We start from the raw sequence: 22,770 nt of genomic DNA on the forward strand, positions 1-22,770 counted from the left end.
AATGACCCCATTTAAAAAAGGTTTGCTTTTTTGCCACCGCTGGCTCGGATTTATTTCCGGGCTTGTGGTGTTTATTGTAAGTATCACGGGTTGTATTTTTTGCTTTCAGGACGAGATACAGGATGCTTTGCACGATTACCGCCGGGTGGAGTCGCATGGGAAGCCTTATCTGCAGCCATCTCAACTGATCAATATTGCCAAACAAAAATTCCCGAAGGCATCGCCTGATTACATGTATTACTATGGTGAAAAAAGGCCGGCTGCGGTATTGTCTAATACGGGCAATGAGGGTTACATCTATATATTCATCAACCCCTACACGGGTACAATTACCCATACCGAAACCCCTGCGACCAACTTTTTTATTATTGTTGAGTATATACACCTGTATTTATTGCTGCCGCCTGCTATAGGTAAATGGGTTGTTGGGGTAGCTGTTATCATTTTTATGGTGATTATGGTAACAGGCCTTATTTTGTGGTGGCCTAAACGCAAAACCGACCGCAGGCGAAGCTTCACTATTAAATGGGGCGGCCGCTGGCGCAGGGTGAACTATGATCTGCATAACGTACTTGGTTTTTATGCCACATCCATAGCAGTTATACTTGCTATCAGCGGCCTGGCCATAGCATTTGAACCGGTGAGCAGAGCCATATATAACACGGCAAACATTGGCAAGAATATCAGATATGAAGATGAAGTAACGGAGCCTAAGTCAGATTCGCTTAAGAAAGCCGGGGTTGCCAAACAACCGGTTGTTGATATCGCATTTGCACATGCCAGGCAGCAATCGCCAAAAGCCGAAATGTTTTTGATACATAACGACCCGGCCATTTCGGGCGCTATTGGTGTGGGCGCTTATCCTAAATCAATGCATTACGCATATGCCAGTGGTTATGAGTTTGATAAGTACAACGGCAAATTGCTAAAAACATATGCCTACAATAAAAAAAGCCCCGGCCTTAAACTGAACGAAATGAATTATGATATTCATGTGGGCCAAATAGGCGGTTTAACCACCAAGATCATCGCGTTTTTGGCGAGCCTTATCTGTGCCAGCCTGCCCGTAACCGGGTTTATCATCTGGTTAGGGAAGCGCAAAAAATCAAGATCTAAAACAAGCAAAGCGCGTAATGCCGTGCACCACAAAACCCACAGGCGGATGGTTTTAGAGACAAAGGGTTAAGTCCGCTTTATCGATCAGTATTACAGGTAAAACTTACCTATACTCAATCTCCACATCATCCGTCAACGCATGGCCCGTGCAGGTGAGTATCCACCCCTTGGCAAGGTCATCATCGGTAAGCACTTCGTTTTTGGCCATCTCTACCCTGCCGGTTTTGCAAAACGCTACACAGGCCGAGCAGATCCCGCTGCGGCAGCTATAAGGCAACGGTATATTGTTTTGTAATGCAGCCTGCAATATGGATTGGTTTTCGCCTGCTACTATATTATGCTGTTCGTTATAGAAATTAATATTGATATTCCGGGGGGGATAATTGGTTTGGCTGCCGGTAACGGGCACAGTTTCCAGTACAAAATTCTCTTTATGTATCTGCCTTGGTTCGATACCCATATACAGCAGGGTAAGCATGATCATCCGCATGTACACAAAGGGCCCGCAAAGGTAAAATTCCGCTTTATTCCTGTCAAATTCCAATTGCATGTTTACCAGTTGCTCAACCATAATATTGGTAAGCCGCTTGGCATTGCTGCTCAACAAGTAAGTAATGTTTAACCTATCCGGATGTAGCACCTGTAAAGTATTCAACTCTGCTTCGAACAAAACGGAGTTACTATCCTGACAACTGTAGATCAGGTGCAGCTTGCTCTTTCCGGCGCGTTTTAGGATATACTTAATAATCGAGAATATGGGTGTAATTCCGCTCCCTGCAGCTAACAACAAAATGTCCTTTTCAGGCTGATGCCCGGTAACGGTAAAGACTCCCGCGGGTTCGGCCGCATATAACACATCCCCTACCTTAACTTTTGCGAGCAGAAAACGCGATATTTCGCCATTGCTAACCCGTTTAACAGTTATAGCCAGCCGGTCTTCATCAGGCGAAGAGCTTAACGAGTACGATCGCCGTACTTCCTCGTTATGATGGTTAAATACCAGTGTAAGGAATTGCCCGGCGCTATATGCCACGTGGCGGCCCTGCGCTTCAACAAGGTAAAATGTGGCCGTATCGGGCAGTTCCCATTTTATTTCATCAACTCTTAATTGCAGCATCAGCTCAGATCTTGATCACAATTTTACCGAACTGCGTTGCGGCGCCCATTTTATCAAAAGCTTTTTGAGCATCTGCTAAAGGGTACACTTCATCAACCACCGGTACTATTTTATGTAAATTAACAAAGTCAAGCATGGCTTCAAAATCCTGTTGTGTGCCCATCGTCGTCCCTATGATCTGTAATTGTTTCCAGAATATAGGCCGGGCATTTAATTCAGGGATATTACCCGCTGTACCGCCAAAAAATACTATGCGCCCGCCGGGGTTGCAAAGATCGGGCATCCTGGCAAAATCAGGGCCAAGCGCGCTGTCAACAATAACATCAAAGCCTCCTCCCGCAAAATGCTTTAGCTCCTGCGCCCAATCCTGCGCTTTGTAATTTACACCCGCGCAGGCGCCGAGCTGCCTGGCCTGTTCTATCTTTTCGCCGGTGCCTGATGTTACAAAAACCTTGGCGCCGGCGGCCAAAGCAAATCGCAGCAAAAAAGTGCCCGTGCCTGCGCCTACACCAACGATCAGCACCTTATCGCCCTTTTTAATATGTGCTTTTGTAAATAACGCGCGGTACGATGTCAGCCCCGCTAAAGGCAGTGCCGAGGCCTGCTCAAATGTTAAATGTAATGGCTTTGGAAATAAGTATTCCGCTTTTACCAAAACATATTCGGCCATAGTGCCATCATCGGGCAAGCCCAGTATTTTAAATTCTTTCGATTGAAACTCCGCATGTTCGCCCCAGTTGTGTGATGGGTTAATGATCACCTCTTTACCCAGCCATTCTTCAGCGCCATCACCGGCATCACTTACCACTCCTGCACCATCAGCGCCCAGTATGGTTGGATATTTTATTCCGGCATACTTGCCCTGGGTTATCCACCAGTCGCGGCGGTTTAAGGCAGCAGCTTTTACCTGCACCAATACCTCGCCCGCGCCGGGCGTGGGTTTGGCAACATCTTTTATAACCAGAGGGTTTTCTGCGGATTCTAATACAACGGCTTTCATAGTGTAATAGTCAATCCACGCCATTGCGGGCTACGGCGTGGTGTGTAAAATAAAAATAAAAAAAGCGGCAGATTGTTTCCAACTGCCGCTTCTGTATTTAAACCCTCGCCATTAGCTCAGGGTTTGTGGGTTTAAGCAATGGCTTTTGTATATAATTCCGAAACGTGGTTCCAGTTAATCACATTCCAGATAGCGGCCAGGTAATCGGGGCGGCGGTTCTGGTATTTTAAGTAATACGCGTGTTCCCATACGTCGATACCCAAAATTGGTGTGCCTTTTACTTCGGCAATATCCATTAAGGGGTTGTCCTGGTTTGGTGTCGAGGTTATTGCCAGCTTTTTATCGGCAGTTACAATTAGCCACGCCCAGCCCGATCCAAAACGGGTAGCACCTGCTTCTGATACCTTAGTTTTAAAATCGGCAAACGAACCGAAAGTGCTTTTGATAGCATCAGCTAACGCGCCCGCAGGCTCGCCACCACCGTTCGGCGATAATATGGTCCAGAATAAAGAGTGGTTATAGTGGCCGCCACCGTTGTTGCGCACGGGGGTCGGGAACTTCGAAATATTTTTGATGATGTCTTCAATATTACCATCAGCCTCCGGTTTACCTTCTAAGGCCTTGTTTAAATTGGTAACATAAGCCTGGTGGTGCTTACCATGGTGAATTTCCATCGTAGCTTTATCAATGTGCGGTTCCAGAGCATCGGTAGCGTATGGTAACGCCGGTAGTGTAAATGCCATAATATTAAAATTTAAGGTTAAAACTTTCGTGTGTGATGTAGCAAATATAAGGGTTGAGACAGGTAATTGTTCTATATCAATGTCAAGTTTTTGTTAAGGGAGTTGGAAAAACAGCGGCAGGAAAATTTCGTCTTTCCAACTTTCGGACATCGGAATTTCTGACTACTACTTCCTCTTTCCCTTAAAAAAATCTTTCACCAGCTGCGCGCAGTCGTTTTCATATATACCGCCGGTTATTAAGGTTTTTGGGTGAGTGATGGCTTGGTTAAGCCGGCCAAAACCGCGTTTGGTATCGTACGCGCCAAAAACTATGCGCCCTATCTGGAACCAGTAGCTTGCACCGGCGCACATTACGCAAGGCTCTAAAGTAACATACAGCGTACACTCGGGCAGGTATTTACCGCCCATATAATTAGCAGCCGCTGTCAGGGCCTGCATTTCGGCATGGGCCGATACATCGTTAAGCCGCTCGGTAAGGTTATGACCACGGCCAATGATCTGCCCCTTACACACCACAACCGCGCCAATAGGTATCTCATCCTCCTGCAAAGCAAGGCGAGCTTCTTTTAGCGCCTCATTCATAAAAAACTCGTCGGGCGAAATGGCGGGCTGCTCATCGCCAAAGTTTACGTATCGCATCAGGTGTTTTGTTCAAATTTGTTCTTTAAATGTTTTTCGGTAGCCCTGAAAAGTATGATGACCGTAACAAAAGCACCTGCCAGCATCAAACCGACTTTTATAAGCGCTGTTATTTGGGCGCTTAACATTACCAGCTTTAATAACCCTGTTATAACAAGCCCGGCTACTACCAGCGCCCAACCGCATTTAATGATCAGCGCGGTGGAATAACGGTTACCCTCATCCCAATTTTGCTGATTTTTCATAGACAAGGCGGTGCGGTAACCATAAAGGCTATTTATTTCTTTAGGCGGATAACGCTTTTGTATCATACCTGCCAATATAAATATCAAACCTATCAGGTGCGGGCCTATTATCCAGTTTACAAATATCATATCAGCTTGCTGCCGTTGGGCACAGGTTTATCTATTGCAGTTAGCACAATGTCGCCGTTCTCGTCGGCCATACCGGTAACCAAAAACTCCGACATAAAATTGGCTATCTGTTTTTTAGGGAAATTAATTACCCCCAGTATCTGCCTGCCCGGCAACTCCTCTTTTGTGTAATGTTTGGTGATCTGCGCGCTGCTTTGTTTAATGCCCAGCGGCCCAAAATCTACCTTAAGTTTATACGCAGGTTTACGGGCCTGGGGGAAATCGGTTACCTCAAGTATAGTACCGGCACGCAGTTCCACTTTTTCAAAATCATTCCAGGATATGGTTTCCATAAATGCAAAGGTAGCGGGTGGATGTTGATTATGCGGATTCACACTTATCTAAACTTCTTAACCGTTTCGGTTAAGTGGGCTAAATGATGATTACCATGCCACGCATACAACGCAAGATTCTTTTTTAGCGGCGTAACGCTGCCCGACTCGGGGTGTATAAATGTGCGGTTCCATTGATCTTCGGTAAAACTCTCAAAAAGGGCCACCATATGCTGATGGATACCGTCGAGCATTTTTAGCGATGGCTCAACCGGCAGGCGGTAATCGGGCTGCAGGGCCCAGCCTGTTTCGTCATAAGGTTTAATGGTTGGGGTATCTTCGGTGAGGGCCAGCTTAAAGCGGCATAACGAGTTCATGTGGCTATCAGCCAGGTGGTGTACTACTTGCCGCAACGTCCAGCCGCCGACACGGTATTGGGTGTCAAGCTGGTTATAATTAAGCCCTATAATGGCTTCACGTACGCGGCCTGGCAATGTTGCGATATCATGTATCCAGCGGCGCATGGCATCGTCTGTGTATGATACCGGCGCCACAAACTTCCCTATGGGGTAACGCATTTGCTCGTCTGTCATGGTCTTTGGTTAGGATGTATCTAAATTTTTGTTATTCCATAAGGAATTGGGCTAAATTAGCGTTTTAGTGTTATTTTGCTTTAAGATGTATAAAAAATTACTCCTGCTATTACTGTTCTTTAAATGTTTTACCGGCTTTGCCGAAACTATACGTACCGATGTATTAGTTGTAGGCGGCGGTGCAAGCGGCGTGGCGGCAGCCATACAAAGTGCCCGCAGCAAAATTAAGACGATGCTGATTGAACCCGGCCCCTGGCTTGGCGGCAGCATGACCAGCGGCGGGATGTGTATACTGGAAGGTAACCGCACCTTAGCATCGGGAATCTACGCTGAATTTAAAAATCACGTACGCGAATTTTATAAACCACGCCTGGGGTACGATACCACCACAAACGCCCCGCTGGTATTTGAACCCTACACCGGCGCGGCGATACTTAAACGCATAACCGATACGGTTAAAAACCTCACCGTTAAGATGAACACGCCTTTTACAGCTGTAAAAAAAGATGGCACAGGCTGGGAGATCACCATTATGCAGAGCGGCAAGGCGGTGACCATAAAAGCTAAACTGGTGGTTGATGCTACCGAACTGGGCGATGTAGCCGCAGCTGCCGGCGTATTACTAACAGCGGGGTTTGATAGCCGTACCGATACAAAAGAGGAACTGGCACCCCAAAATGCCACCAACCAGATACAGGATATCAGTTATCTGGCAATTTTAAAAGATTATGGCCGTGGTATTGATCGTACCATCCCCCAACCTGCGGGCTATGATGCAACGCAATACGCTTGCCTAAAAAACGCCGATATCAAAAAAATGCTGGCATCGGCCAAGTTGCCAAATGATAAATACCTGATCAATTGGAGCGACTGCGCAAATCAATACCCTGTAACCAGCAACGACCTGAATCCGGAAAACCGCGAGGCCACATTCAAAAAGGCAAAACTACGCACACTGGGGCTTATTTATTACCTGCAAACCCGCCTCGGTTTTAAAAACCTTGGCCTTACTGATGATTTTAAAACGGCCGACCATCTCCCTTATTTGCCGTTGATCCGCGAGAACCGCCGGGCGGCTGGGATGGTGCGTATGGTGCTTGACGATATTTATACACCCTATACCCGCGGCTCGCAGCTATACCGCACCAGTATTGCCGTGGGCGATGCCTTGCCGGGGCAACATTACAGTATACCGGGGGCACCTCACATCAATTACCCGCCGTTCCCGGCTTATTCTATCCCGCTGGGGGCGGTTGTTGTTAAAGAACAGGAGAATTTACTGGTTACAGAAAAGGCTATGTCAGTTACGCACCTGGTAAATAGCAGTATCAGTTACCCGTCCGTACAGATGACACTTGGGCAGGGCGTTGGCGCCACCGCAGCCTACTGCATATTTTTTGAAACCACTACCAAAAATTTAAAACCACGCATCATTCAGGGCGAGATACTTGACTTTAAAGGTATGCTGATGCCCTTTGCCGATATTAAAACCAACGACTGGGATTACCGCGCCATACAGCAGATAGGCGCCACCGGTTTATTGCAAGGCATACAAAAGCCAAATGGCAACAGCGCCCGGGTGTTGTTTATGCCCGACAGCGTTGTACATACCGCCGAAATAAAACCCTTTTTAAACGAGATATACTCGCGGGCATTTTTATGGTTTAATAGGGAGAAGCCGGGCGAACTGTTTACCATAGGTAACCTGCTATCGTACATCAGCGAAATGACCCTGCGCGACCCGAAAAACCTGCAGGATGGCATCCAGAAAACATGGAAAACCTATTACAAATTTACAACCGGTTTTGACGCTACTCGCCCGGTTACCCGCCGCGAGTTTGCTGTACTTGCCAACCGCTTTTTTAACCCCTTTGCGCGCAAGGTGGATATGAGCGGAAAATTTATTAATTAACATGAAGCGATTGTTGAACGGCTGATTGACTGAGCTGTTAATAAAGTTTTCTTTTAGTGGAAGAATAAAAGGCGCTTTCGCGCCTTTTATATTACATATCCATCATATCATGATCCATTTTGTGTTTTGCACCGCCCATTTTCATCAGTGAGGGCGTAATACGCAGGTACACCTGGAAACCAACCGGAGCATCGCCATATAATGGCCTTAGCGCTTTGGGCGAGGCATTGAGTGTTGCCTGAAGCCCCAAGGTAAGGTTGGTTTGCTTAACGGTGGTTAGTATACGGTTTGCCCCCAGGGTTATGGCGTTAATGTTAAAATTAGGGTCGCCCGGGAATAATGCATCCAGATCCATCTCGCCTGCATCCTTTTGCACATATTCGTAACGGCTGTAAATGGCGGTTTTGTTTAATTGCAGGCTGTTCTCAAGCAATATAGCGGGCTGCGTTTTGCCGTGATGCCGGTTTTGCCCATATACCAGGGTGGTGGCTACGTAGCTGTTATTGCCCAGCATTTTGGTGTGTATGGCCGATGCGGTAAATCGGTTCACATTATCCTGGGGTTCGGCTTCTTCGGGGCTGTGCAGCCAACCGTTTGAAACCTGTAACGCCCATTCCCTGGACGGGTTTACCGACAGGCGCACCGAGTATGAATCAAACCTGGGCTTATCAAAATCGTACCGGTGCTCATCAGGTTCGCGGCCTGTAAAAACTGAGCCCTCCAGCTTCACATTTTTGTAGCGTAAACCCAGCGTGGCTGTACCAAAGGTAATGTGCGTGGCATCTGCATAATGATGGCTCAGGGGTGCATCCGGGTTATTCATGGCCGAGATACGGTGCATAAACACGGGCGGACCGAGCGCAGGCTCACCGGGCATCCCTACCGATAGCGAAATGTCGGTATTTTTAGCTAGCCGGTGGGTGTAAGCTACACTTAGTTCGGCAAACAAGTCATGCGGATGCTGACGGTCTACCAGTTTATTGCCTTTATACGATTCGCCGGTTTGATACAGCAGCGGGTATCCGCCCGCGCCAACGGTGAAAGGATCAAACGAAAACATGGTATTCACAGCAAACAAACCGTTGCTTCCTACCTTACGCTGAGCCATATACATAAACCAGTTTGGCACATCAAATTTACTATCTCCACGCTGGCCCTTGTTAAACAGGTCCTGCTTGTTATAGCGTGCAAAAAAGCTTCCGTGAAACATGTGCATCCACTTTCTCCCGTGTACCATATACATGTACATCGGCGTTTCATCGGGCAACCACGAGGTGCCCGAGCCATCGCGGTTCATCGGCAGGTCTAATGAAAACTGACTGCTCATCCCCATATAGCGGGTAGTATCGTTGCCCATCGCCGCCATCATTTTAGCATGATCGTGCGGTTTGGCGTTTTTTGTATTATCATGTTGCATGTGATCCATTTGCTGCGCATTGACGTTTACCGCCAGCATCAGCATACCAAACAATGTGATATAATTTTTCATGGTTGATATTTATAAGTTAAAAAAATTGTACTCGAACCGTACCAGGTACATATTGGCACTGTTGCGCAGCATGTTATTGTATAAAGGGGTACGATAGGATATATCGAGCCGGCAAACACTGTTGAATATCAGCTGCGCGGCCGGGGCTACATCAACATAGCTTTGCGCATAGCCGGGATTGGTTTTGCCCAGCAACTCGGCATACAGGTTTAAGTTTACCTGCTTATAACTGGTATACCGCTTTGGCAACAGCAAATAGCCGGCGCTTATAGTATACGCCAGGGCCGACTTTGCGCCTGTAACTTCGCCATAAGTATTGGCATTGTCTATTCCGCGTAAATAGCTTGCCGAACCTGAAAATGCCAGTTTATGCAGCAATTGCGTAAACACCATGCCCGCCTGCAAGCCCGAGTTATCGCCCTCAAAGGCTATCTCCTGCATAGTGTAGGGGCTGCGGCTTACGGCTGCCTTTGCGAAAACGGCTCCCCGAAAATGCGCCTGAACCGTATCAACGGATAGAAACCTGTATTTTCCGTAAATGCTGCCCCCCTCAAAACGCTGGCTGTTTTGCTGAAAATTTGACGTATATAACGCCCCGTGCATCATTAGCTTACCGCTTACGCCGTACATCGCTTCTAATGTTGTGCGATTTTTAAACGCTAATGAATTAAAGCCCTGATTTTCCAGCCTTATACCAAGCGAATGTGCAGCCATGTTGCTGGCAGGTTCGGTATTTACATATAATTCTTGCGCATGTACAGCGCATGCCAATGCCGTAAGGCAAAAAGCCAATAAAATAACTCTCATAAATTAAATGTTTATGAGCGCTTATATAGCTAAATGATAGGTGCGGCCTGTTGCGGTGGGCACTTCTTCGGGATTTTTACCCAGGTGCTTTTTGGTAATGGATTTTGGCGCGAAACCCTGATCGACAATAGTTAAAACTACCGGGCCTGTAAGCGGCTTGTCGGCGTTTAAAAGCTTATAATTATTGGCGCCGTAGGTAAACGCGTTATCGGCAACCGTGGTGTTGTCAAAATTAAAAGTGGTTTTTAAATAATTTACCGAAAAGCCCGAACTCCTGACCTTTTTGCTGATCTGCTCAAAATCTACCGGCACATCATTTTTAAAGGTGATAAAGTAAACGTTGCGGATCAGGTCGGGTTTGATCTCGCTTACAAAAGGCAGTGCCTTTAATGATTTTTCGGTAGTGCGCGCGCAAAGCGAGCAGGTTAAACCACTAACTTGCAATTCGGCTTTGGTGAACTGAGCTTTAGCAGCCGTAATGGTTGCTATAAAAAGTAATATGGATATTTTAAACGTCTTCATGACTGTAAAAATTGAATTTGAAATTGATAAGTTAACTCTAATGGGATATAACTAACTATCAGATCTTCAAAGTTCGATTTTTGATAAACACCGGCACATTTTGCTTCGGAGCCACATCGGGCGGAGCGCGATCAAAAAGCAAATCAACCAATACCTGCTGGGCCGGCATTAAAAAATCGCCCAGAGATAGCCCCGGCAAATCAACAGTTGTGCTTTTAGGTATCGATGAATTGGGCTGACTTTCGTGGCTGTCTTTAACTTTTACGTCAACCTTGGTGTCCTTGCAGCACTTCATTTTATTGCTTGCAAGAGGCTTGGCGCAGCTTTTTGGCGGGGTATTTACTTTTATTGCAACAACCTTGTTGCCGCAGTAATGTAAGTTAATGGCAAAGCCCGATGATGTAACCATGTACATCAATACCAAGATCAATACGCCTGCCTTTTTTAACATAGTACAAAAATACAGTATTAAGTATCTGATTTCAAACACTTAATTCAATTATCTATGAAATAATTTGTTTAATTAAGATCAATACGGTTAAGTACTATTGTCCTTTTAAAGTAGCGGTTACCTTACCACATTCCAGCATATCATCGCCATAGTACGGATTGCGTATTTCTTCGGTTTCGCTTAACCATGCGGCTTTTTTCATAGGGCAATATTGCTGGTAAATAGTGGTACTATTCAGCTTCAAGCCCGATAGTAAGGCGTACATGTTTTTAGACAGGTTTTCGAAATGTTCGCGCTGGTGATCTAAAGCACCATTTTCACTCATGTGGCGGCTATCAAATTTCAGCTTCTGCAGGTAAGTGGTCATTAGTTTCTGTTGGCCGGGCTGCAAGCCTTTAACCGGTGCAGAAAGGGCGGCAAGCAATTCAGCCGAACGTGTTTTCACAAGCGGGGCATTGCTGCCCACCAACGCGTTTTTTACACCCATGTACGATGATGTTATTTTATCGATACCTGTGTTTTGTGCTTTTGCCACGATGATGGATAGCACAATTAACATGCTTAAAAATGCCTTTTTCATAATTGATATATTAACGTGTAAAGTTGATGTAGTATTGTTAAGCCTGTGCGGCAGGGTGCCTGTTAAATAATATTCCAAACACAATTGCAAACAGCGTATAAATGCCTGCCAATATCCAAACAGGTGAGGGCAGACTGGCATCTGCCAAAAGAGCTTTAACCAAAGCTATGCCCCCAATAAAAAAATGCGCGAAGTTGCCGATAACAATTGGCCTGTTATAAATACCGCCAACGATACTACCCTTTGCCATCCAGTTGATCATTGCAAAACCAAAATACAAACCGCCTAAAATTTGAATGATAAGTGTAAAGTATTTATTTGGCCCCATACCTATACCGGCATTTATTTCCTGCGGAAAAAAAGTAAGCCCCATGCCTATAATCGCCAAAAACAGGGCACTTAATATCATTATTATCTTAGTGTTCATTTCAACATTAAAACTTTACAACCTTCAACGGCTACGCTCCAAATAGCTGATTCAATAACCCGGCTAACCTAACGCCGCCTTTCAGCAGCTGGTTGTTCAATGTATCAATATAATCGAAATTGTATTTATAAACGTTGATCTTGTCGCCATCTTTTGTGCCGGCGTAAATTTTGCCGGCAATCTGGCTCGACTCGAACAGCCACTGGCTAATGGGCGCTTTTTGCCACTGCAGGCGCTGCGCGGTTGTGGTATGGTTTATCCAGCTAACATATTCCGTGTAGCTCAACTGTTGAAAATCTATCAGCTGGCTATCCCATATCGAGTGCAGGTTGGTTGGGTTGTTAAACCACGTTACTTTTATATCGTTACCGCCCTTATCGGCTGTATGCGCCGTATGCATAGGCTGGTGTATATCTTCCACAATGTGTATCAGCATGCGCAGGGCAAGTACTTTATTGCTTTTAGTGATATTCTTCCGTTTTAGCTCGCTTATTAAAAAGTTTAATTTGGTGTAAGCATCGGTGGCGGTATCCTGCTTCAAAAAAGCCTGCATCTCGGGATAGTTGTATTCTTTGTCAAAGTCTACATAATGCCACGATGAAAGGTACTTGTATTGCGGGTCAGACTTAATGAAGTCGGCCCAGTTACTGGCCATGGCTATCGATTCGTTACCCAAAATGGCCTTAATTGCCGCCCTTGCTTTAGGGGTTAGGTAGCTATCGGCAATTTGCCCGCTAATACGGTGCCCATTGGTGCCCCAAGCCATGGTTTGGACCGGCATGTACATGATAGCGATACCTACAAATATTTTTTTTACTAACGTGATGTTCATTTCTATAATGGTTTTGGATTACAGGTACTTCTTTTTATTAAACGCGTATTAAACGATATAACGTTCGATGTTGGCGAAAACTGCAGCATCGAATCGCCTTTTTTTGTTATTTTGAAACGCTCCTCGTAAACCCCCGACCTTAAGCAGCCGCCGGGATCTTTATAGGTATAATTTGCATTACAAAACAAGCCGCGCACATGCAGGGTATCGTTGCGCTGCTCATATACCCCTTTGGCGTACTCTGTCCAATTGCCGCCTTTTGTGCAGCTATCAGCGCCGTTGTTCACCTTGCTGAATGTTTTAATGCTCACAAAAAACGAATCGCAGTTAAACTTAAGGTTATATAAAGAATAAGTTACCAGTTGCTTTTGCATGGTTACACTATCCTGCTGCCACTCGCCCTGCAGGTAGCCCTCGCCCGGTGTTTGCATATCAGGATTGAACCTGCAGGCAGTTTGCAGCAGGCAGTTTGCAGTTAGCAAAAGGGTGAAAGCAAAAAGGTAAAAGGCAAAAGGTTTCTTCATGAACCGTATCAGATAATTTAAAAGCCTCTTCCACCTGGAAGAGGCTAATTTTTCTTCCCTTCGGGTCGGGGCTTATTTCAAACTCCCTATCATATCTTCGGGGCGTACCCATTCGTCAAATTGCTCGTTGGTCAGGTAACCTAAGCCAACCGCCGCTTCGCGAAGCGATTTATTTTCTTTTAACGCTGTTTTGGCAATTTTTGCCGCGTTTTCGTAACCAATATGCGGGTTAAGCGCGGTAACCAGCATCAGGGAGTTTTCCAGGTGCTTTTTAATACCGTCGTAGTTGGGCTCTATACCTACGGCGCAATGATCGTTAAACGATACGCAGGCGTCACCTATCAACCTTGCCGACTGCAAAAAGTTAGCCGCCATAACCGGTTTAAATACGTTTAGCTCGTAATGCCCGTTTGACCCGCCTATGCTGATGGCAACATCGTTACCCATTACCTGCGCGGCAACCATGGTAACCGCCTCGTTTTGGGTAGGGTTAACCTTACCCGGCATAATAGACGAGCCCGGCTCGTTATCCGGAATATGGATCTCGCCGATACCCGAACGCGGGCCCGAGGCCAGCATGCGAATATCATTAGCTATCTTCATTAACGAAACAGCAATTTGCTTTAACGCGCCGTGGCTTTCCACGATAGCATCGTGCGCGGCCAGTGCCTCAAACTTATTTTCGGCAGTAATGAATGGTAAGCCCGTAAATTTGGCAATGTATTCGGCAACCTTTACATCATAACCTTTAGGGGTGTTAATGCCGGTGCCTACGGCGGTGCCGCCAAGTGCAAGCTCGCTCAGGTGGTCTAAAGTGTTACGCAAAGCTTTAAGGCCATGGTTTAATTGCGATACATAACCCGAGAACTCCTGGCCTAAAGTAAGTGGCGTAGCATCCATCAGGTGGGTGCGGCCTATCTTTACCACGCTTTTAAACGCTTCAGATTTCGCCTGCAGTGTATCGCGCAGTTTTTCGATACCCGGGATAGTTACATCTATCAATATTTTATAGGCCGCGATATGCATAGCCGTCGGGTACGTGTCGTTTGACGACTGCGATTTGTTAACATCATCATTAGGGTGTATAAAGGTTTTGCCCTCGCCAAGCTTGTTTCCCTGCAATACATGCGCGCGGTTAGCAACCACCTCGTTCACGTTCATGTTCGATTGCGTGCCCGAGCCTGTTTGCCATATCACCAGCGGAAACTCGCCCTCCAGTTTGCCATCCAGTATCTCATCACACACCTGCGCTATCAGGTCGCGCTTATCGGCAGGCAATACGCCCAGGTCGGTATTGGTGTAGGCGGCTGCTTTTTTAAGGTAAGCAAAGGCTTCTATAATTTCCTTTGGCATGCTTGCCTCGGGGCCAATTTTAAAATTATTGCGCGAGCGCTCGGTTTGCGCCCCCCAGTATTTGTCGGCGGGCACTTGTACCGCGCCCATGGTATCGTGTTCGGTTCTGAAACTCATATCGATAGTATGTTTTTGCAGGTGCAAATTTAGGGTTTTATGCGGAAGGGCTTACTATCAAAAGGTAATCTTTTTGGTACAGAATAGTTACTATGCTGCCGCGAGATTAGCGTAGTGTACCTCGTAGTATAAAATTAACAAGCTTTCAGCTTCTATCATCTGAAAGCCGACCGACATCTGCTTGATCCGGAGTGTTTAATGCGTATTGCTTTGACTGATCAACTTTACAAATGCATCAAAATCACTTGTCTGCGATAGCTTGTAAAAATATCCTGCCAGCCAGTATGGCTTAGGCTGGGTGCCAAAGGCGGTAAACAACTCTTTTAGCTGCGCGGTAAGCAAAGCGGTTGCCGAAGCGTACTTGCGTGTCATAAAACCAGCAAGCACTTTGGTAATGAGCTTGTTTTGGGCCACTGCTTCTGCTTTGGTAGCGGGTGCGGGCTGGTAACCACTCTCGGGCGCCAGCGTGCCGCGCTGCAAAATGTTTTGCAAGTTTCCAAAGGCTTCCTTGCTTCTTGCGGTGTTTGGCTCGAGCTGTAAAAACCGGCAAAAGCCCAATATGGCATCGGCGCGTTTGTTTTCATGAAAGGTAGTAAGCGCGTACATCCGCATGCTTCCCGCATCCGCCGAATCAAGCTTTACAGCATTCATAAAAGTTTGCTCCGCGTCCTCGTATAACTTGCTGCGGTATTGCACAATACCCAGGTTGTAGTAGATCCGCTGATTGGTGCTATCGGCCTTTATTCCATTCTTGTATGCTTCAATAGCTTTGGGCAGCTGTTTGCCGTTGCCATAAACGCTCCCCATTAAGCTGTATGATGCAGCTTTAAGCGCGGCGCTCGCATTACCGTTTATTACCTTATCCAGGTAAGGCAATCCTTCGGGGCCTTTGCCGCTCGCAAAAAGTGTAAAGGCTAACTGGTAGTTTGCCTGTGTATTTTGGGGGTCGATAGTTAGGGCGCTTTTATATTTTTCTACAGCTCCGAGATAGTTTTTTTGGCTGTTTAGTTCACGGCCCTGTTTGATAAGCGTATTTGCATCCTGTGCCTTTGCAGTGTGCACTGTCATTGATATCAACAGCAGTATTTTCGCTAAAAATCTCATGGTCAAATTTAACAGTTTATAATTTGTTGAAACATTAATCAACTTTTAGGCTTATACCTCCTATATAATTTCTAATTTTCGCCTTCGTTTACGTGAAAGAATTTTTTGTCTATGAAACAAGTGTGCACAGTTGCCATTTCCATTATATTTTCCATCCTCGTATTTACTTCCTGCTCCGGCAACGGCGAAAATAAAAAAGGCGAAGCCGATAACGGCAAACCTTTTAATACAACCGAACTGCTGAAGTACGACCCCGCTAAAGGTGATAAAAAAATTGAAGAGTTTATGCAGCACCTGCATAAGGTAAGCGGGTTTAACGGCAACGTACTGGTTGCAAAGAAAGGCAAGATACTTTACGAAGGGTCGTTTGGCTGGGCCAATCACCTCACCCGCGACAGCCTTAAACTAAGCTCGCAGTTCGAGCTGGCATCGGTTACCAAAACCATGACGGGTACCGCCATTATGCAGCTTTGGGAAAAAGGCAAAATTAAGTTAGATCAGGATGTGAAGGAGTTCTTCCCTGATTTTCCGTATGATGGAGTAACCATACGTTTGCTGCTTACGCACCGCAGCGGCATGATGAATTACGTTTACTTTGTGGATAATATTTACCGCAGCCAGCATCTTAACCAAAAAAAGGGCTTAACCAACAAAGAGGTTATGGCTATGATAGCCAAATACAAGCCGGCGCGCTTTAACAAGCCAAACGCCAGCTTTTTATACAACAACAGCAACTTTATGGTGCTGGGCGCTATTATAGAAAAGGTTACCGGCCAAAGCTATGCCGACTACATGAAGGAACATATTTTTAAACCCGCCGGGATGACACATACCGCCGTTTATTCAAAGGCGGTTTACGATAAAATACCCGTTGATGTAGTGGGCCATGACCGTAACAGCTGGAAATACTCGGTAGCACAAAACTTTTTAGACGGCCCCGTGGGCGATAAAGGCATTTACAGCACCGTTGGCGACTTATATGTTTTTGACCAGGCCCTTAAAGCCGGCAAGCTCATTAAACCCGCCACGCAAGATTCTGCCTATACGGCGCGCAACCCCATGATACGCGGGCACTTTAGCTATGGATACGGGTGGCGTATATTTGAAAGCCCGGGACAAAAGGTGGTATACCATACCGGTTGGTGGCATGGGTTTCGCCATATATTTTTGCGCGATATGAAAAACGATGTTACCATTGTTTTGTTAGGTAATGTAGTAAACGGCAGCCTGCTGCACCTTGACGACCTGTTTAAAATGACAGGTATGCCGGTTGTGCGCAAGGGGGCATATACCGGCAGCGGCGATACGGCGGAGGATTAAGCTGCAAATGTGCAGATGCGTGAATATGCAGATGTGCAGATGACTTTATAAATATTGATAACCCGGATATTCAAAAGCTTTGTGCCAATATCTGCACGTACGCACATTTGCATATCTGCACATCTAAAACATTATGTTCGATAAACTAATGGAAGCCCAGCAAAAGGCGGGCGAAGTAAAACAACGTTTGGATGCCATAACCGTTACCGGCACCGCCGAGGGTGGCAAAATAACCGTACAGGCCAATGGCAACAAAGTGGTTAAATCTGTTGCTATTGACGAAGCTTTTTTGAAAGAAGCCGATAAAGAGGAGCTGGAAGAACTGCTGGTTGTTGCTATAAACAAAGCCATGGAGCAGGCCGAAAACGTAAGCCAGAGCGAAATGGCAGCCATGACCAGTGCCATGCTGGGCGGAATGGGCGGCTTAGGCAACCTGTTTGGCAAATAAAGCAACAGATGTGCAAAAGCGTGAATGCAAATGCACAGATGAGCTTCTGAATATTTAATAACCAGGGTATGCAAAGCGATGTGCTAATAATCTGCACCTACGCACATTTGCATATCTGCACATTTAAAATCTATGAAACTTACCTATTATGGCCAGTCGACCATTGAGATCGTGACCGACGGCAAAACATTGTTATTTGACCCGTTCATCACGCCGAACGAGCTGGCTAAAAACATCGATGTTAACAGCCTAAAACCCGACTATATATTGGTATCGCACGGGCACGGCGACCATGTTGCCGACCTGGTAACTGTTCAAAAAAACAGCGGTGCAAAAGTTATATGCATTGCCGAAATTGCGGGTTGGCTGGGTAAGCAGGGCATAACCAATGTACACGGTATGAACATTGGCGGTGGCTTCAACTTTGAGTTTGGCCGTGTTAAAATGGTAAACGCTGTACACTCCAGCGCACTACCCGATGGCAGCAACGGCGGCAACCCTGCCGGTTTTGTACTATCATCCGAAGGAAAAAAAATATACTTTGCAGGAGATACAGCGCTTACTTATGATATGAAGCTACTGGAGGACGAGAACCTTGATTGGGCGCTTTTGCCGATAGGCGATAATTATACCATGGGGGCCGACGATGCTATTAAAGCCGCCGCATTCATCAATTGTAAAAACATTATCGGCATACACTACGATTCGTTCCCGGTGATCAAGATAGATAAAGAAGAAGTCGCCGGTAAATTTATACACGCCGGGCTTAATTTAAAGCTTCCGGCCATAGGCGAAAGCATAGAGCTATAACATACAAGACTGTCTAAAAAATACGAGACGTCTTTCTTCTGATATAATATTAAACGAAACGGGTGGTGACAATATACTGTCACCACCCGTTTTATTAATTGGCTGATTATCACGCGTTCATGTTTGTTCACGGTGTTCACGTGCGCCGAACGTGAACACTTCCTGCTTTAAGCAGGTGTTCGCAACAAGCTTAAATAACCGTTCCGCTTGGTATTACAGCGCGTTTCTTAACTATCACAATACCATCAGTTACCGTATAGGTTGGGAAATCGCCGTCAGGCAAGGGCCCGCCGCAATTTATCTTTACATCGTTACCTATGTACGTGTTTTTGTCTATAATGGCGTTTTTTATGCAGCACCTGTCTCCAATACCCATAATAGGCGCGCCGGTAGCTTTTGCCTCGGCTATATCTTCAAGGGTTTGATAATTGTCGCTACCCATTACATAACAGCTTTCAATTTCGCTGGCCACCCCAATGCGGGTACGTATACCAATTATGGAATGGATAATGTGCGCGGCATTGATGATACAGCCATCGGCAATAATAGAACGGTCTATTAGTGTACCCGATATTTTTGTAGGGGGCAGCATACGCGCGCGTGTGTATATCTGGTTCTTATTAAACAGGTCGAATTTTGGAATGTCATCAGTAAGGCCCAGGTTAGCTTCAAAAAACGAAGGGATAGTCCCGATATCTGTCCAATAGCCTTCGTACTGGTAGCTTAATACCTTGTGGCCGGTGATGGCCTGCGGGATGATCTCTTTCCCAAAGTCCGGATCATCGTTTCCTTCCAACAACTCGTATAGTAATTTACGATTAAAGAGGTATATACCCATTGATGCCAGGTAAACACGCCCCTCTGCTTTCATCTCATCACTCACTTCAGATGCCCAGCTCTCGAAATCCTTTTTAGGCTTTTCAATAAAGGCGGTTATCATGCTGTTTTCATCCGTTTTAAGGATCCCAAAGCCGGGCACATCATTCGCGTGTACGGGAATGGTGGCTATAGATATATCCGCACCTGTGTCAATGTGCTTTTGTATCATTTCCTCAAAATCCATCTGATACAGCTGATCGCCTGATAAGATCAGCACATATTCAAAATCGTGCGTAGCCAGGTGATGCAGGCTTTGCCTAACCGCATCGGCCGTACCCTGGAACCACCCGCCGCTGGTTGGCGTTTGCTCTGCAGCCAAAATATCAACAAAAGCCGTGCTGAACGTACTGAAATGGTAAGTGTTTTTGATGTGTTTGTTTAACGATGCCGAGTTAAACTGCGTTAACACAAATATACGGCTGATATTTGAGTGCAAACAGTTAGAGATGGGGATATCCACCAAACGATATTTGCCCGCAATTGGCACTGCCGGTTTTGAACGGGTTAATGTAAGTGGTGCTAAACGGCTACCCTGGCCGCCTCCAAGTACAATACTGATTACTTTTGATGTCATATCTTTGGAATTAAACTTTCATACAGGTTTATATATTCTTTTGCCGAGCGTGCCCACGAAAAATCAAGGGCCATCATGCGCTTGCGTAATACTTGCATTTTGCGGTTGTCTTTATACACTACAACTGCACGGGTAACCGACGTGCAAATGTCTTCTACACTTACTTCTTCAAATCGTATGCCGTAACCACCTTCTTCGCCAAAATCTATTACGGTATCTTTCAGGCCCCCCGTGCTGCGTACCAGTGGCATAGTGCCATAACGCATGGCATACATCTGGTTTAAGCCGCAAGGCTCCACGCGCGATGGCATCAGCAGAAAATCGGCACCTGCATAAATTAAATGCGCCAACGATTCATCGTACCCAATAAACACATTTACGTTTTGGGGGTATTGTTCTTTTAACAAAGTTAATGCTTGTTCCGTTGCGCTTTCCCCGGCGCCAAGTATCAAAAAGTTGACTTTATCGCCATGTTCTTTAACGCTTTTTTCAATTGCTTCAGGCAGCATATCTGACCCTTTCTCGCCTACCAGACGGCCTATGAACGCCACCAGCGGCTTATCTGCAGATAACCCAAACCTGTCGCACAAAATATCCTTGTTTTTTTGCTTGCCCTCAGTAACCGTTGCCGCATCAAAATGCACTGCCAGCATCGGGTCGGTTTCGGGGTCCCAAACGTCGGTATCAATGCCGTTGATAATGCCTACGCCTTTATCCCGCTCTACGTAAAACAAATATTCCAACCCGTTTGAGTTAACACTAAGTTCGTGCAGGTAGCTTGGCGAAACGGTGGTGTATTTCCAGCAGCATTTTACCGCGGATGCCAATGGGTTTATCCCCCCGTTCCAGTCAAGCAGGCCGGTTTTATAAAAATCAATTTCGGGCAGGTGATTTAAATTTTCCCAGCCAAACGCACCGTGATACTGTCCGTTGTGTATGGTAAATATGGTGGGTATATGGGCCAGCCTGCGGTACAGGTTTGAGTGGTACATCATAAATGGCACCAGGCCCGAGTGGTGGTCGTGGCAATGTATCAGGTCGGGCGTTTGGCCACTCCAGTTTATCCAATCTAAAAACGCTATCTGGAAAGCGATGAACTGCTCTTTTTCATCCGGGTAGCTGTATACATTTTCCCTGTCAAGCAGGCCGGGTATTTTTACCAGATACAGTTCAAAGCCAAGTTTATCCGTTTGTTCTTTTAAAATCTCGAAATAAATACGCCGCGTACCCAGCAAAGTTGCACCCTGAAAAACAACATCAAATGTATTATCAACAACAAACTTACGGTTGTAAAAAGGCATTACAACGCCCGCCTGTAAGCCTGACAAATTTTGATATTTGGGCAATGCGCCAACCACATCGGCAAGCCCCCCTACTTTAGCAATAGGATAGCATTCGGCGCTCAGGTGGAAAATTCTCATTTGGGATTATATAAGGGTTAAGGTACTAAACATTTCCCCAAATGAACAAACACATAATTTAAAAAATGTGTTTAAAAAAGTGACATAATTTAATTAAAGAAACGCAATAATTACAATATCAGCATAAATGCGAATTGGAGAACAGGGCTTTTGACAAATTGTTAAAAGGCTGCAGAGGATCTATTTCTATTTAACATCAACGCTCTAATCGCTTTTGAATAAATCCAACCTTATCTTTTTCTTTAGCGCTGATATTTATATTGGGTGTAATACCAATATTATCAATAGGGTATTGAGGTAACCTTTTAGACCGTGCAATAGGAATAACCAGGTTAAGGTCGACGCACGGAATATCAAAATACTGGTAGCTGCCATAATCTAATATCCCTGCCGAATTTTCTCCGTATACGGTTACTTTTTTGCTTTGCATAGCAGTTAATAAAAACGACTCGGTAGAACTTGCGCTGTTCCTGTCTATTAATATCCCAACTTTTTTTGGGAATTTATAAACGGAATCGAGCCTGATCTCAAATGACTCTTTGCCGGAGGGGTTTACAAACTGGTTTGGATGTAACTTCATCAGGCTAATTACGTTACTCAAAAATTCTTTAGCCTGCCCGGAGATATCCGGGTCCTTTAAATTGCCTTCTAAGAGGGCAATATTATCTTTTGATGAGCGATATTCATCCGGTTTAATATTTATCGGATTGGCGTAGATATACGGCAGTAAAGCATTGAATGCATAATCAGTGCCGCCGCCGTTACCACGAACATCTATGATCCAGTTAGGAGCTGTTTTTAAACTTTCCTGATGGGCTTTAAAAAGGCTGTCGATTATTTTCTTCTCACTCCATTCAAATGAAGGAAGCCTGATGAGTATAGTATTAGCGTTGAACTGCTTTATACTCGTTTGGCTATCTAATTTCTCGCCAGATCCGCGTAAAGTTTGTTTCGCAGCAAAAAGCTTATTAAGCTGTTTAACCTGTTCGGGATATTTTTTACGATAACGCCAATCTAATTGCACCCTGAGATGATGGTCTTTAAAGTAATTGACCCATGTTTTTAATATCACATAACAGGAATCTGTACCAGTTGCTTTTAACGCCCTTTGGCGTAACTGCCCGGTGAAAGTGTTAAATTCCTTCAGGTTATTGTTTTTTACCTTGTCGGTATACCCGGAATAGTTATCGGTTACATGGCTTGTAACGTAATCAAAATTTACCAGGCAGTTGCAATTCTGCGCTAATGCGCCTATCGGAAACAATACAATAAAACAGAGAAATAATTTCTTCATAAATTATGATAAC

Annotated in this window: 25 protein-coding genes; 5 read left to right on the forward strand and 20 right to left on the reverse strand. The window is 45.5% G+C overall.

Annotated features, from left to right (window positions below; all coding sequences use genetic code 11):
* The first annotated feature begins 1 nt into the window (after position 1).
* The gene (locus HDC91_RS14740) at positions 2-1,186 is read left to right on the forward strand and encodes a PepSY domain-containing protein (protein ID WP_183553396.1); all 1,185 of its coding nucleotides are present in this window, start codon (positions 2-4) and stop codon (positions 1,184-1,186) included.
* A 33-nt stretch (positions 1,187-1,219) separates the two neighbouring features.
* Here HDC91_RS14740 and HDC91_RS14745 read toward each other — a convergent pair whose 3' ends face one another.
* The 7 genes from HDC91_RS14745 to HDC91_RS14775 all read right to left on the reverse strand — a co-directional run bounded on the left by HDC91_RS14745 (position 1,220) and on the right by HDC91_RS14775 (position 5,893).
* Positions 1,220-2,233, reverse strand: a complete 1,014-nt coding sequence (locus tag HDC91_RS14745; protein ID WP_183553397.1) for a ferredoxin--NADP reductase — start codon at positions 2,231-2,233, stop codon at positions 1,220-1,222.
* Between the two features lie 4 nt (positions 2,234-2,237).
* Positions 2,238-3,233, reverse strand: coding sequence for a zinc-binding dehydrogenase (locus HDC91_RS14750; protein ID WP_183553398.1), 996 nt, complete (start codon positions 3,231-3,233; stop codon positions 2,238-2,240).
* A 131-nt stretch (positions 3,234-3,364) separates the two neighbouring features.
* A complete protein-coding gene (locus tag HDC91_RS14755; RefSeq protein WP_183553399.1) occupies positions 3,365-3,976 on the reverse strand; it encodes a superoxide dismutase in 612 nt (203 codons plus the stop codon).
* A 165-nt stretch (positions 3,977-4,141) separates the two neighbouring features.
* On the reverse strand, positions 4,142-4,615 hold the full coding sequence (locus HDC91_RS14760) for a nucleoside deaminase (protein ID WP_183553400.1): 474 nt from the start codon (positions 4,613-4,615) through the stop codon (positions 4,142-4,144).
* Positions 4,615-4,989, reverse strand: coding sequence for an SdpI family protein (locus tag HDC91_RS14765; RefSeq protein WP_183553402.1), 375 nt, complete (start codon positions 4,987-4,989; stop codon positions 4,615-4,617). The genes HDC91_RS14760 and HDC91_RS14765 overlap by 1 nt, the downstream gene beginning before the upstream one ends.
* Positions 4,986-5,321: a tRNA-binding protein gene (locus tag HDC91_RS14770; protein WP_183553404.1), complete on the reverse strand. Its 336-nt coding sequence runs from the start codon at positions 5,319-5,321 to the stop codon at positions 4,986-4,988. Before HDC91_RS14770 ends, HDC91_RS14765 begins: the two co-directional genes overlap by 4 nt.
* Before the next feature lie 44 nt (positions 5,322-5,365).
* The gene (locus HDC91_RS14775; RefSeq protein WP_183553406.1) at positions 5,366-5,893 is read right to left on the reverse strand and encodes a YfiT family bacillithiol transferase; all 528 of its coding nucleotides are present in this window, start codon (positions 5,891-5,893) and stop codon (positions 5,366-5,368) included.
* A gap of 85 nt (positions 5,894-5,978) precedes the next feature.
* Between HDC91_RS14775 and HDC91_RS14780 the strand changes: the two genes are divergently transcribed.
* Positions 5,979-7,805 (forward strand): FAD-dependent oxidoreductase, encoded by a 1,827-nt coding sequence (locus HDC91_RS14780; RefSeq protein ID WP_183553408.1) that lies wholly within the window; start codon positions 5,979-5,981, stop codon positions 7,803-7,805.
* 91 nt (positions 7,806-7,896) lie between these two features.
* Here HDC91_RS14780 and HDC91_RS14785 read toward each other — a convergent pair whose 3' ends face one another.
* The 10 genes from HDC91_RS14785 to HDC91_RS14830 all read right to left on the reverse strand — a co-directional run bounded on the left by HDC91_RS14785 (position 7,897) and on the right by HDC91_RS14830 (position 16,011).
* The gene (locus tag HDC91_RS14785; RefSeq protein ID WP_183553410.1) at positions 7,897-9,294 is read right to left on the reverse strand and encodes a hypothetical protein; all 1,398 of its coding nucleotides are present in this window, start codon (positions 9,292-9,294) and stop codon (positions 7,897-7,899) included.
* Between the two features lie 9 nt (positions 9,295-9,303).
* A complete protein-coding gene (locus HDC91_RS14790; protein ID WP_183553412.1) occupies positions 9,304-10,101 on the reverse strand; it encodes a hypothetical protein in 798 nt (265 codons plus the stop codon).
* Positions 10,102-10,122: 21 nt separating this feature from the next.
* Positions 10,123-10,623: a heavy-metal-associated domain-containing protein gene (locus HDC91_RS14795; RefSeq protein WP_183553414.1), complete on the reverse strand. Its 501-nt coding sequence runs from the start codon at positions 10,621-10,623 to the stop codon at positions 10,123-10,125.
* A 58-nt stretch (positions 10,624-10,681) separates the two neighbouring features.
* Positions 10,682-11,074 (reverse strand): hypothetical protein, encoded by a 393-nt coding sequence (locus HDC91_RS14800; RefSeq protein WP_183553416.1) that lies wholly within the window; start codon positions 11,072-11,074, stop codon positions 10,682-10,684.
* Positions 11,075-11,168: 94 nt separating this feature from the next.
* The gene (locus HDC91_RS14805; protein WP_183553418.1) at positions 11,169-11,654 is read right to left on the reverse strand and encodes a DUF3347 domain-containing protein; all 486 of its coding nucleotides are present in this window, start codon (positions 11,652-11,654) and stop codon (positions 11,169-11,171) included.
* 37 nt (positions 11,655-11,691) lie between these two features.
* Positions 11,692-12,081 (reverse strand): hypothetical protein, encoded by a 390-nt coding sequence (locus tag HDC91_RS14810; RefSeq protein ID WP_183553420.1) that lies wholly within the window; start codon positions 12,079-12,081, stop codon positions 11,692-11,694.
* A gap of 31 nt (positions 12,082-12,112) precedes the next feature.
* Complete coding sequence (locus HDC91_RS14815) at positions 12,113-12,913, reverse strand: S1/P1 nuclease (protein ID WP_183553422.1); 801 nt, start codon at positions 12,911-12,913, stop codon at positions 12,113-12,115.
* Positions 12,914-12,915: 2 nt separating this feature from the next.
* The gene (locus HDC91_RS14820; RefSeq protein WP_183553424.1) at positions 12,916-13,437 is read right to left on the reverse strand and encodes a fumarate hydratase; all 522 of its coding nucleotides are present in this window, start codon (positions 13,435-13,437) and stop codon (positions 12,916-12,918) included.
* Positions 13,438-13,509: 72 nt separating this feature from the next.
* Positions 13,510-14,907, reverse strand: a complete 1,398-nt coding sequence (fumC, locus tag HDC91_RS14825) for a class II fumarate hydratase (protein WP_183553426.1) — start codon at positions 14,905-14,907, stop codon at positions 13,510-13,512.
* 195 nt (positions 14,908-15,102) lie between these two features.
* A complete protein-coding gene (locus tag HDC91_RS14830; RefSeq protein ID WP_183553428.1) occupies positions 15,103-16,011 on the reverse strand; it encodes a tetratricopeptide repeat protein in 909 nt (302 codons plus the stop codon).
* Positions 16,012-16,122: 111 nt separating this feature from the next.
* On the opposite strand from HDC91_RS14830, the gene HDC91_RS14835 reads away from it, so the two are divergent.
* The 3 genes from HDC91_RS14835 (at position 16,123) to HDC91_RS14845 (ending at position 18,589) form a co-directional block, all read left to right on the forward strand.
* Complete coding sequence (locus tag HDC91_RS14835; RefSeq protein WP_183553430.1) at positions 16,123-17,331, forward strand: serine hydrolase; 1,209 nt, start codon at positions 16,123-16,125, stop codon at positions 17,329-17,331.
* Between the two features lie 133 nt (positions 17,332-17,464).
* Complete coding sequence (locus HDC91_RS14840; protein WP_162430271.1) at positions 17,465-17,779, forward strand: YbaB/EbfC family nucleoid-associated protein; 315 nt, start codon at positions 17,465-17,467, stop codon at positions 17,777-17,779.
* A gap of 132 nt (positions 17,780-17,911) precedes the next feature.
* Complete coding sequence (locus tag HDC91_RS14845) at positions 17,912-18,589, forward strand: metal-dependent hydrolase (RefSeq protein ID WP_183553432.1); 678 nt, start codon at positions 17,912-17,914, stop codon at positions 18,587-18,589.
* A gap of 190 nt (positions 18,590-18,779) precedes the next feature.
* Here the strand turns inward: HDC91_RS14845 and HDC91_RS14850 are convergent, their stop codons facing one another.
* From HDC91_RS14850 to HDC91_RS14860, 3 genes are all read right to left on the reverse strand, one after another.
* A complete protein-coding gene (locus tag HDC91_RS14850; RefSeq protein WP_162430269.1) occupies positions 18,780-20,042 on the reverse strand; it encodes a glucose-1-phosphate adenylyltransferase in 1,263 nt (420 codons plus the stop codon).
* Positions 20,039-21,463 (reverse strand): glycogen synthase, encoded by a 1,425-nt coding sequence (locus tag HDC91_RS14855; RefSeq protein ID WP_183553434.1) that lies wholly within the window; start codon positions 21,461-21,463, stop codon positions 20,039-20,041. Before HDC91_RS14855 ends, HDC91_RS14850 begins: the two co-directional genes overlap by 4 nt.
* 196 nt (positions 21,464-21,659) lie before the next feature.
* Positions 21,660-22,757, reverse strand: a complete 1,098-nt coding sequence (locus HDC91_RS14860) for a S41 family peptidase (RefSeq protein WP_183553436.1) — start codon at positions 22,755-22,757, stop codon at positions 21,660-21,662.
* Between the last annotated feature and the right edge of the window lie 13 nt (positions 22,758-22,770).

The organism is Mucilaginibacter sp. AK015, from assembly GCF_014200785.1.
Taxonomy (GTDB): domain Bacteria; phylum Bacteroidota; class Bacteroidia; order Sphingobacteriales; family Sphingobacteriaceae; genus Mucilaginibacter.

Coding starts and splice junctions, on each gene's coding strand:
- HDC91_RS14800 (WP_183553416.1), bottom strand. CDS start 11,074: ATGTTAAAAAAGGCAGGCGTATTGATCTTGGTATTGATGTACATGGTT.
- HDC91_RS14755 (WP_183553399.1), bottom strand. CDS start 3,976: ATGGCATTTACACTACCGGCGTTACCATACGCTACCGATGCTCTGGAA.
- HDC91_RS14815 (WP_183553422.1), bottom strand. CDS start 12,913: ATGAACATCACGTTAGTAAAAAAAATATTTGTAGGTATCGCTATCATG.
- HDC91_RS14770 (WP_183553404.1), bottom strand. CDS start 5,321: ATGGAAACCATATCCTGGAATGATTTTGAAAAAGTGGAACTGCGTGCC.
- HDC91_RS14785 (WP_183553410.1), bottom strand. CDS start 9,294: ATGAAAAATTATATCACATTGTTTGGTATGCTGATGCTGGCGGTAAAC.
- HDC91_RS14740 (WP_183553396.1), top strand. CDS start 2: ATGACCCCATTTAAAAAAGGTTTGCTTTTTTGCCACCGCTGGCTCGGA.
- HDC91_RS14810 (WP_183553420.1), bottom strand. CDS start 12,081: ATGAACACTAAGATAATAATGATATTAAGTGCCCTGTTTTTGGCGATT.
- HDC91_RS14795 (WP_183553414.1), bottom strand. CDS start 10,623: ATGAAGACGTTTAAAATATCCATATTACTTTTTATAGCAACCATTACG.
- HDC91_RS14840 (WP_162430271.1), top strand. CDS start 17,465: ATGTTCGATAAACTAATGGAAGCCCAGCAAAAGGCGGGCGAAGTAAAA.
- HDC91_RS14860 (WP_183553436.1), bottom strand. CDS start 22,757: ATGAAGAAATTATTTCTCTGTTTTATTGTATTGTTTCCGATAGGCGCA.
- HDC91_RS14805 (WP_183553418.1), bottom strand. CDS start 11,654: ATGAAAAAGGCATTTTTAAGCATGTTAATTGTGCTATCCATCATCGTG.
- HDC91_RS14750 (WP_183553398.1), bottom strand. CDS start 3,233: ATGAAAGCCGTTGTATTAGAATCCGCAGAAAACCCTCTGGTTATAAAA.
- fumC (WP_183553426.1), bottom strand. CDS start 14,907: ATGAGTTTCAGAACCGAACACGATACCATGGGCGCGGTACAAGTGCCC.
- HDC91_RS14845 (WP_183553432.1), top strand. CDS start 17,912: ATGAAACTTACCTATTATGGCCAGTCGACCATTGAGATCGTGACCGAC.
- HDC91_RS14850 (WP_162430269.1), bottom strand. CDS start 20,042: ATGACATCAAAAGTAATCAGTATTGTACTTGGAGGCGGCCAGGGTAGC.
- HDC91_RS14820 (WP_183553424.1), bottom strand. CDS start 13,437: ATGAAGAAACCTTTTGCCTTTTACCTTTTTGCTTTCACCCTTTTGCTA.
- HDC91_RS14780 (WP_183553408.1), top strand. CDS start 5,979: ATGTATAAAAAATTACTCCTGCTATTACTGTTCTTTAAATGTTTTACC.
- HDC91_RS14855 (WP_183553434.1), bottom strand. CDS start 21,463: ATGAGAATTTTCCACCTGAGCGCCGAATGCTATCCTATTGCTAAAGTA.
- HDC91_RS14830 (WP_183553428.1), bottom strand. CDS start 16,011: ATGAGATTTTTAGCGAAAATACTGCTGTTGATATCAATGACAGTGCAC.
- HDC91_RS14745 (WP_183553397.1), bottom strand. CDS start 2,233: ATGCTGCAATTAAGAGTTGATGAAATAAAATGGGAACTGCCCGATACG.
- HDC91_RS14760 (WP_183553400.1), bottom strand. CDS start 4,615: ATGCGATACGTAAACTTTGGCGATGAGCAGCCCGCCATTTCGCCCGAC.
- HDC91_RS14790 (WP_183553412.1), bottom strand. CDS start 10,101: ATGAGAGTTATTTTATTGGCTTTTTGCCTTACGGCATTGGCATGCGCT.
- HDC91_RS14765 (WP_183553402.1), bottom strand. CDS start 4,989: ATGATATTTGTAAACTGGATAATAGGCCCGCACCTGATAGGTTTGATA.
- HDC91_RS14835 (WP_183553430.1), top strand. CDS start 16,123: ATGAAACAAGTGTGCACAGTTGCCATTTCCATTATATTTTCCATCCTC.
- HDC91_RS14775 (WP_183553406.1), bottom strand. CDS start 5,893: ATGACAGACGAGCAAATGCGTTACCCCATAGGGAAGTTTGTGGCGCCG.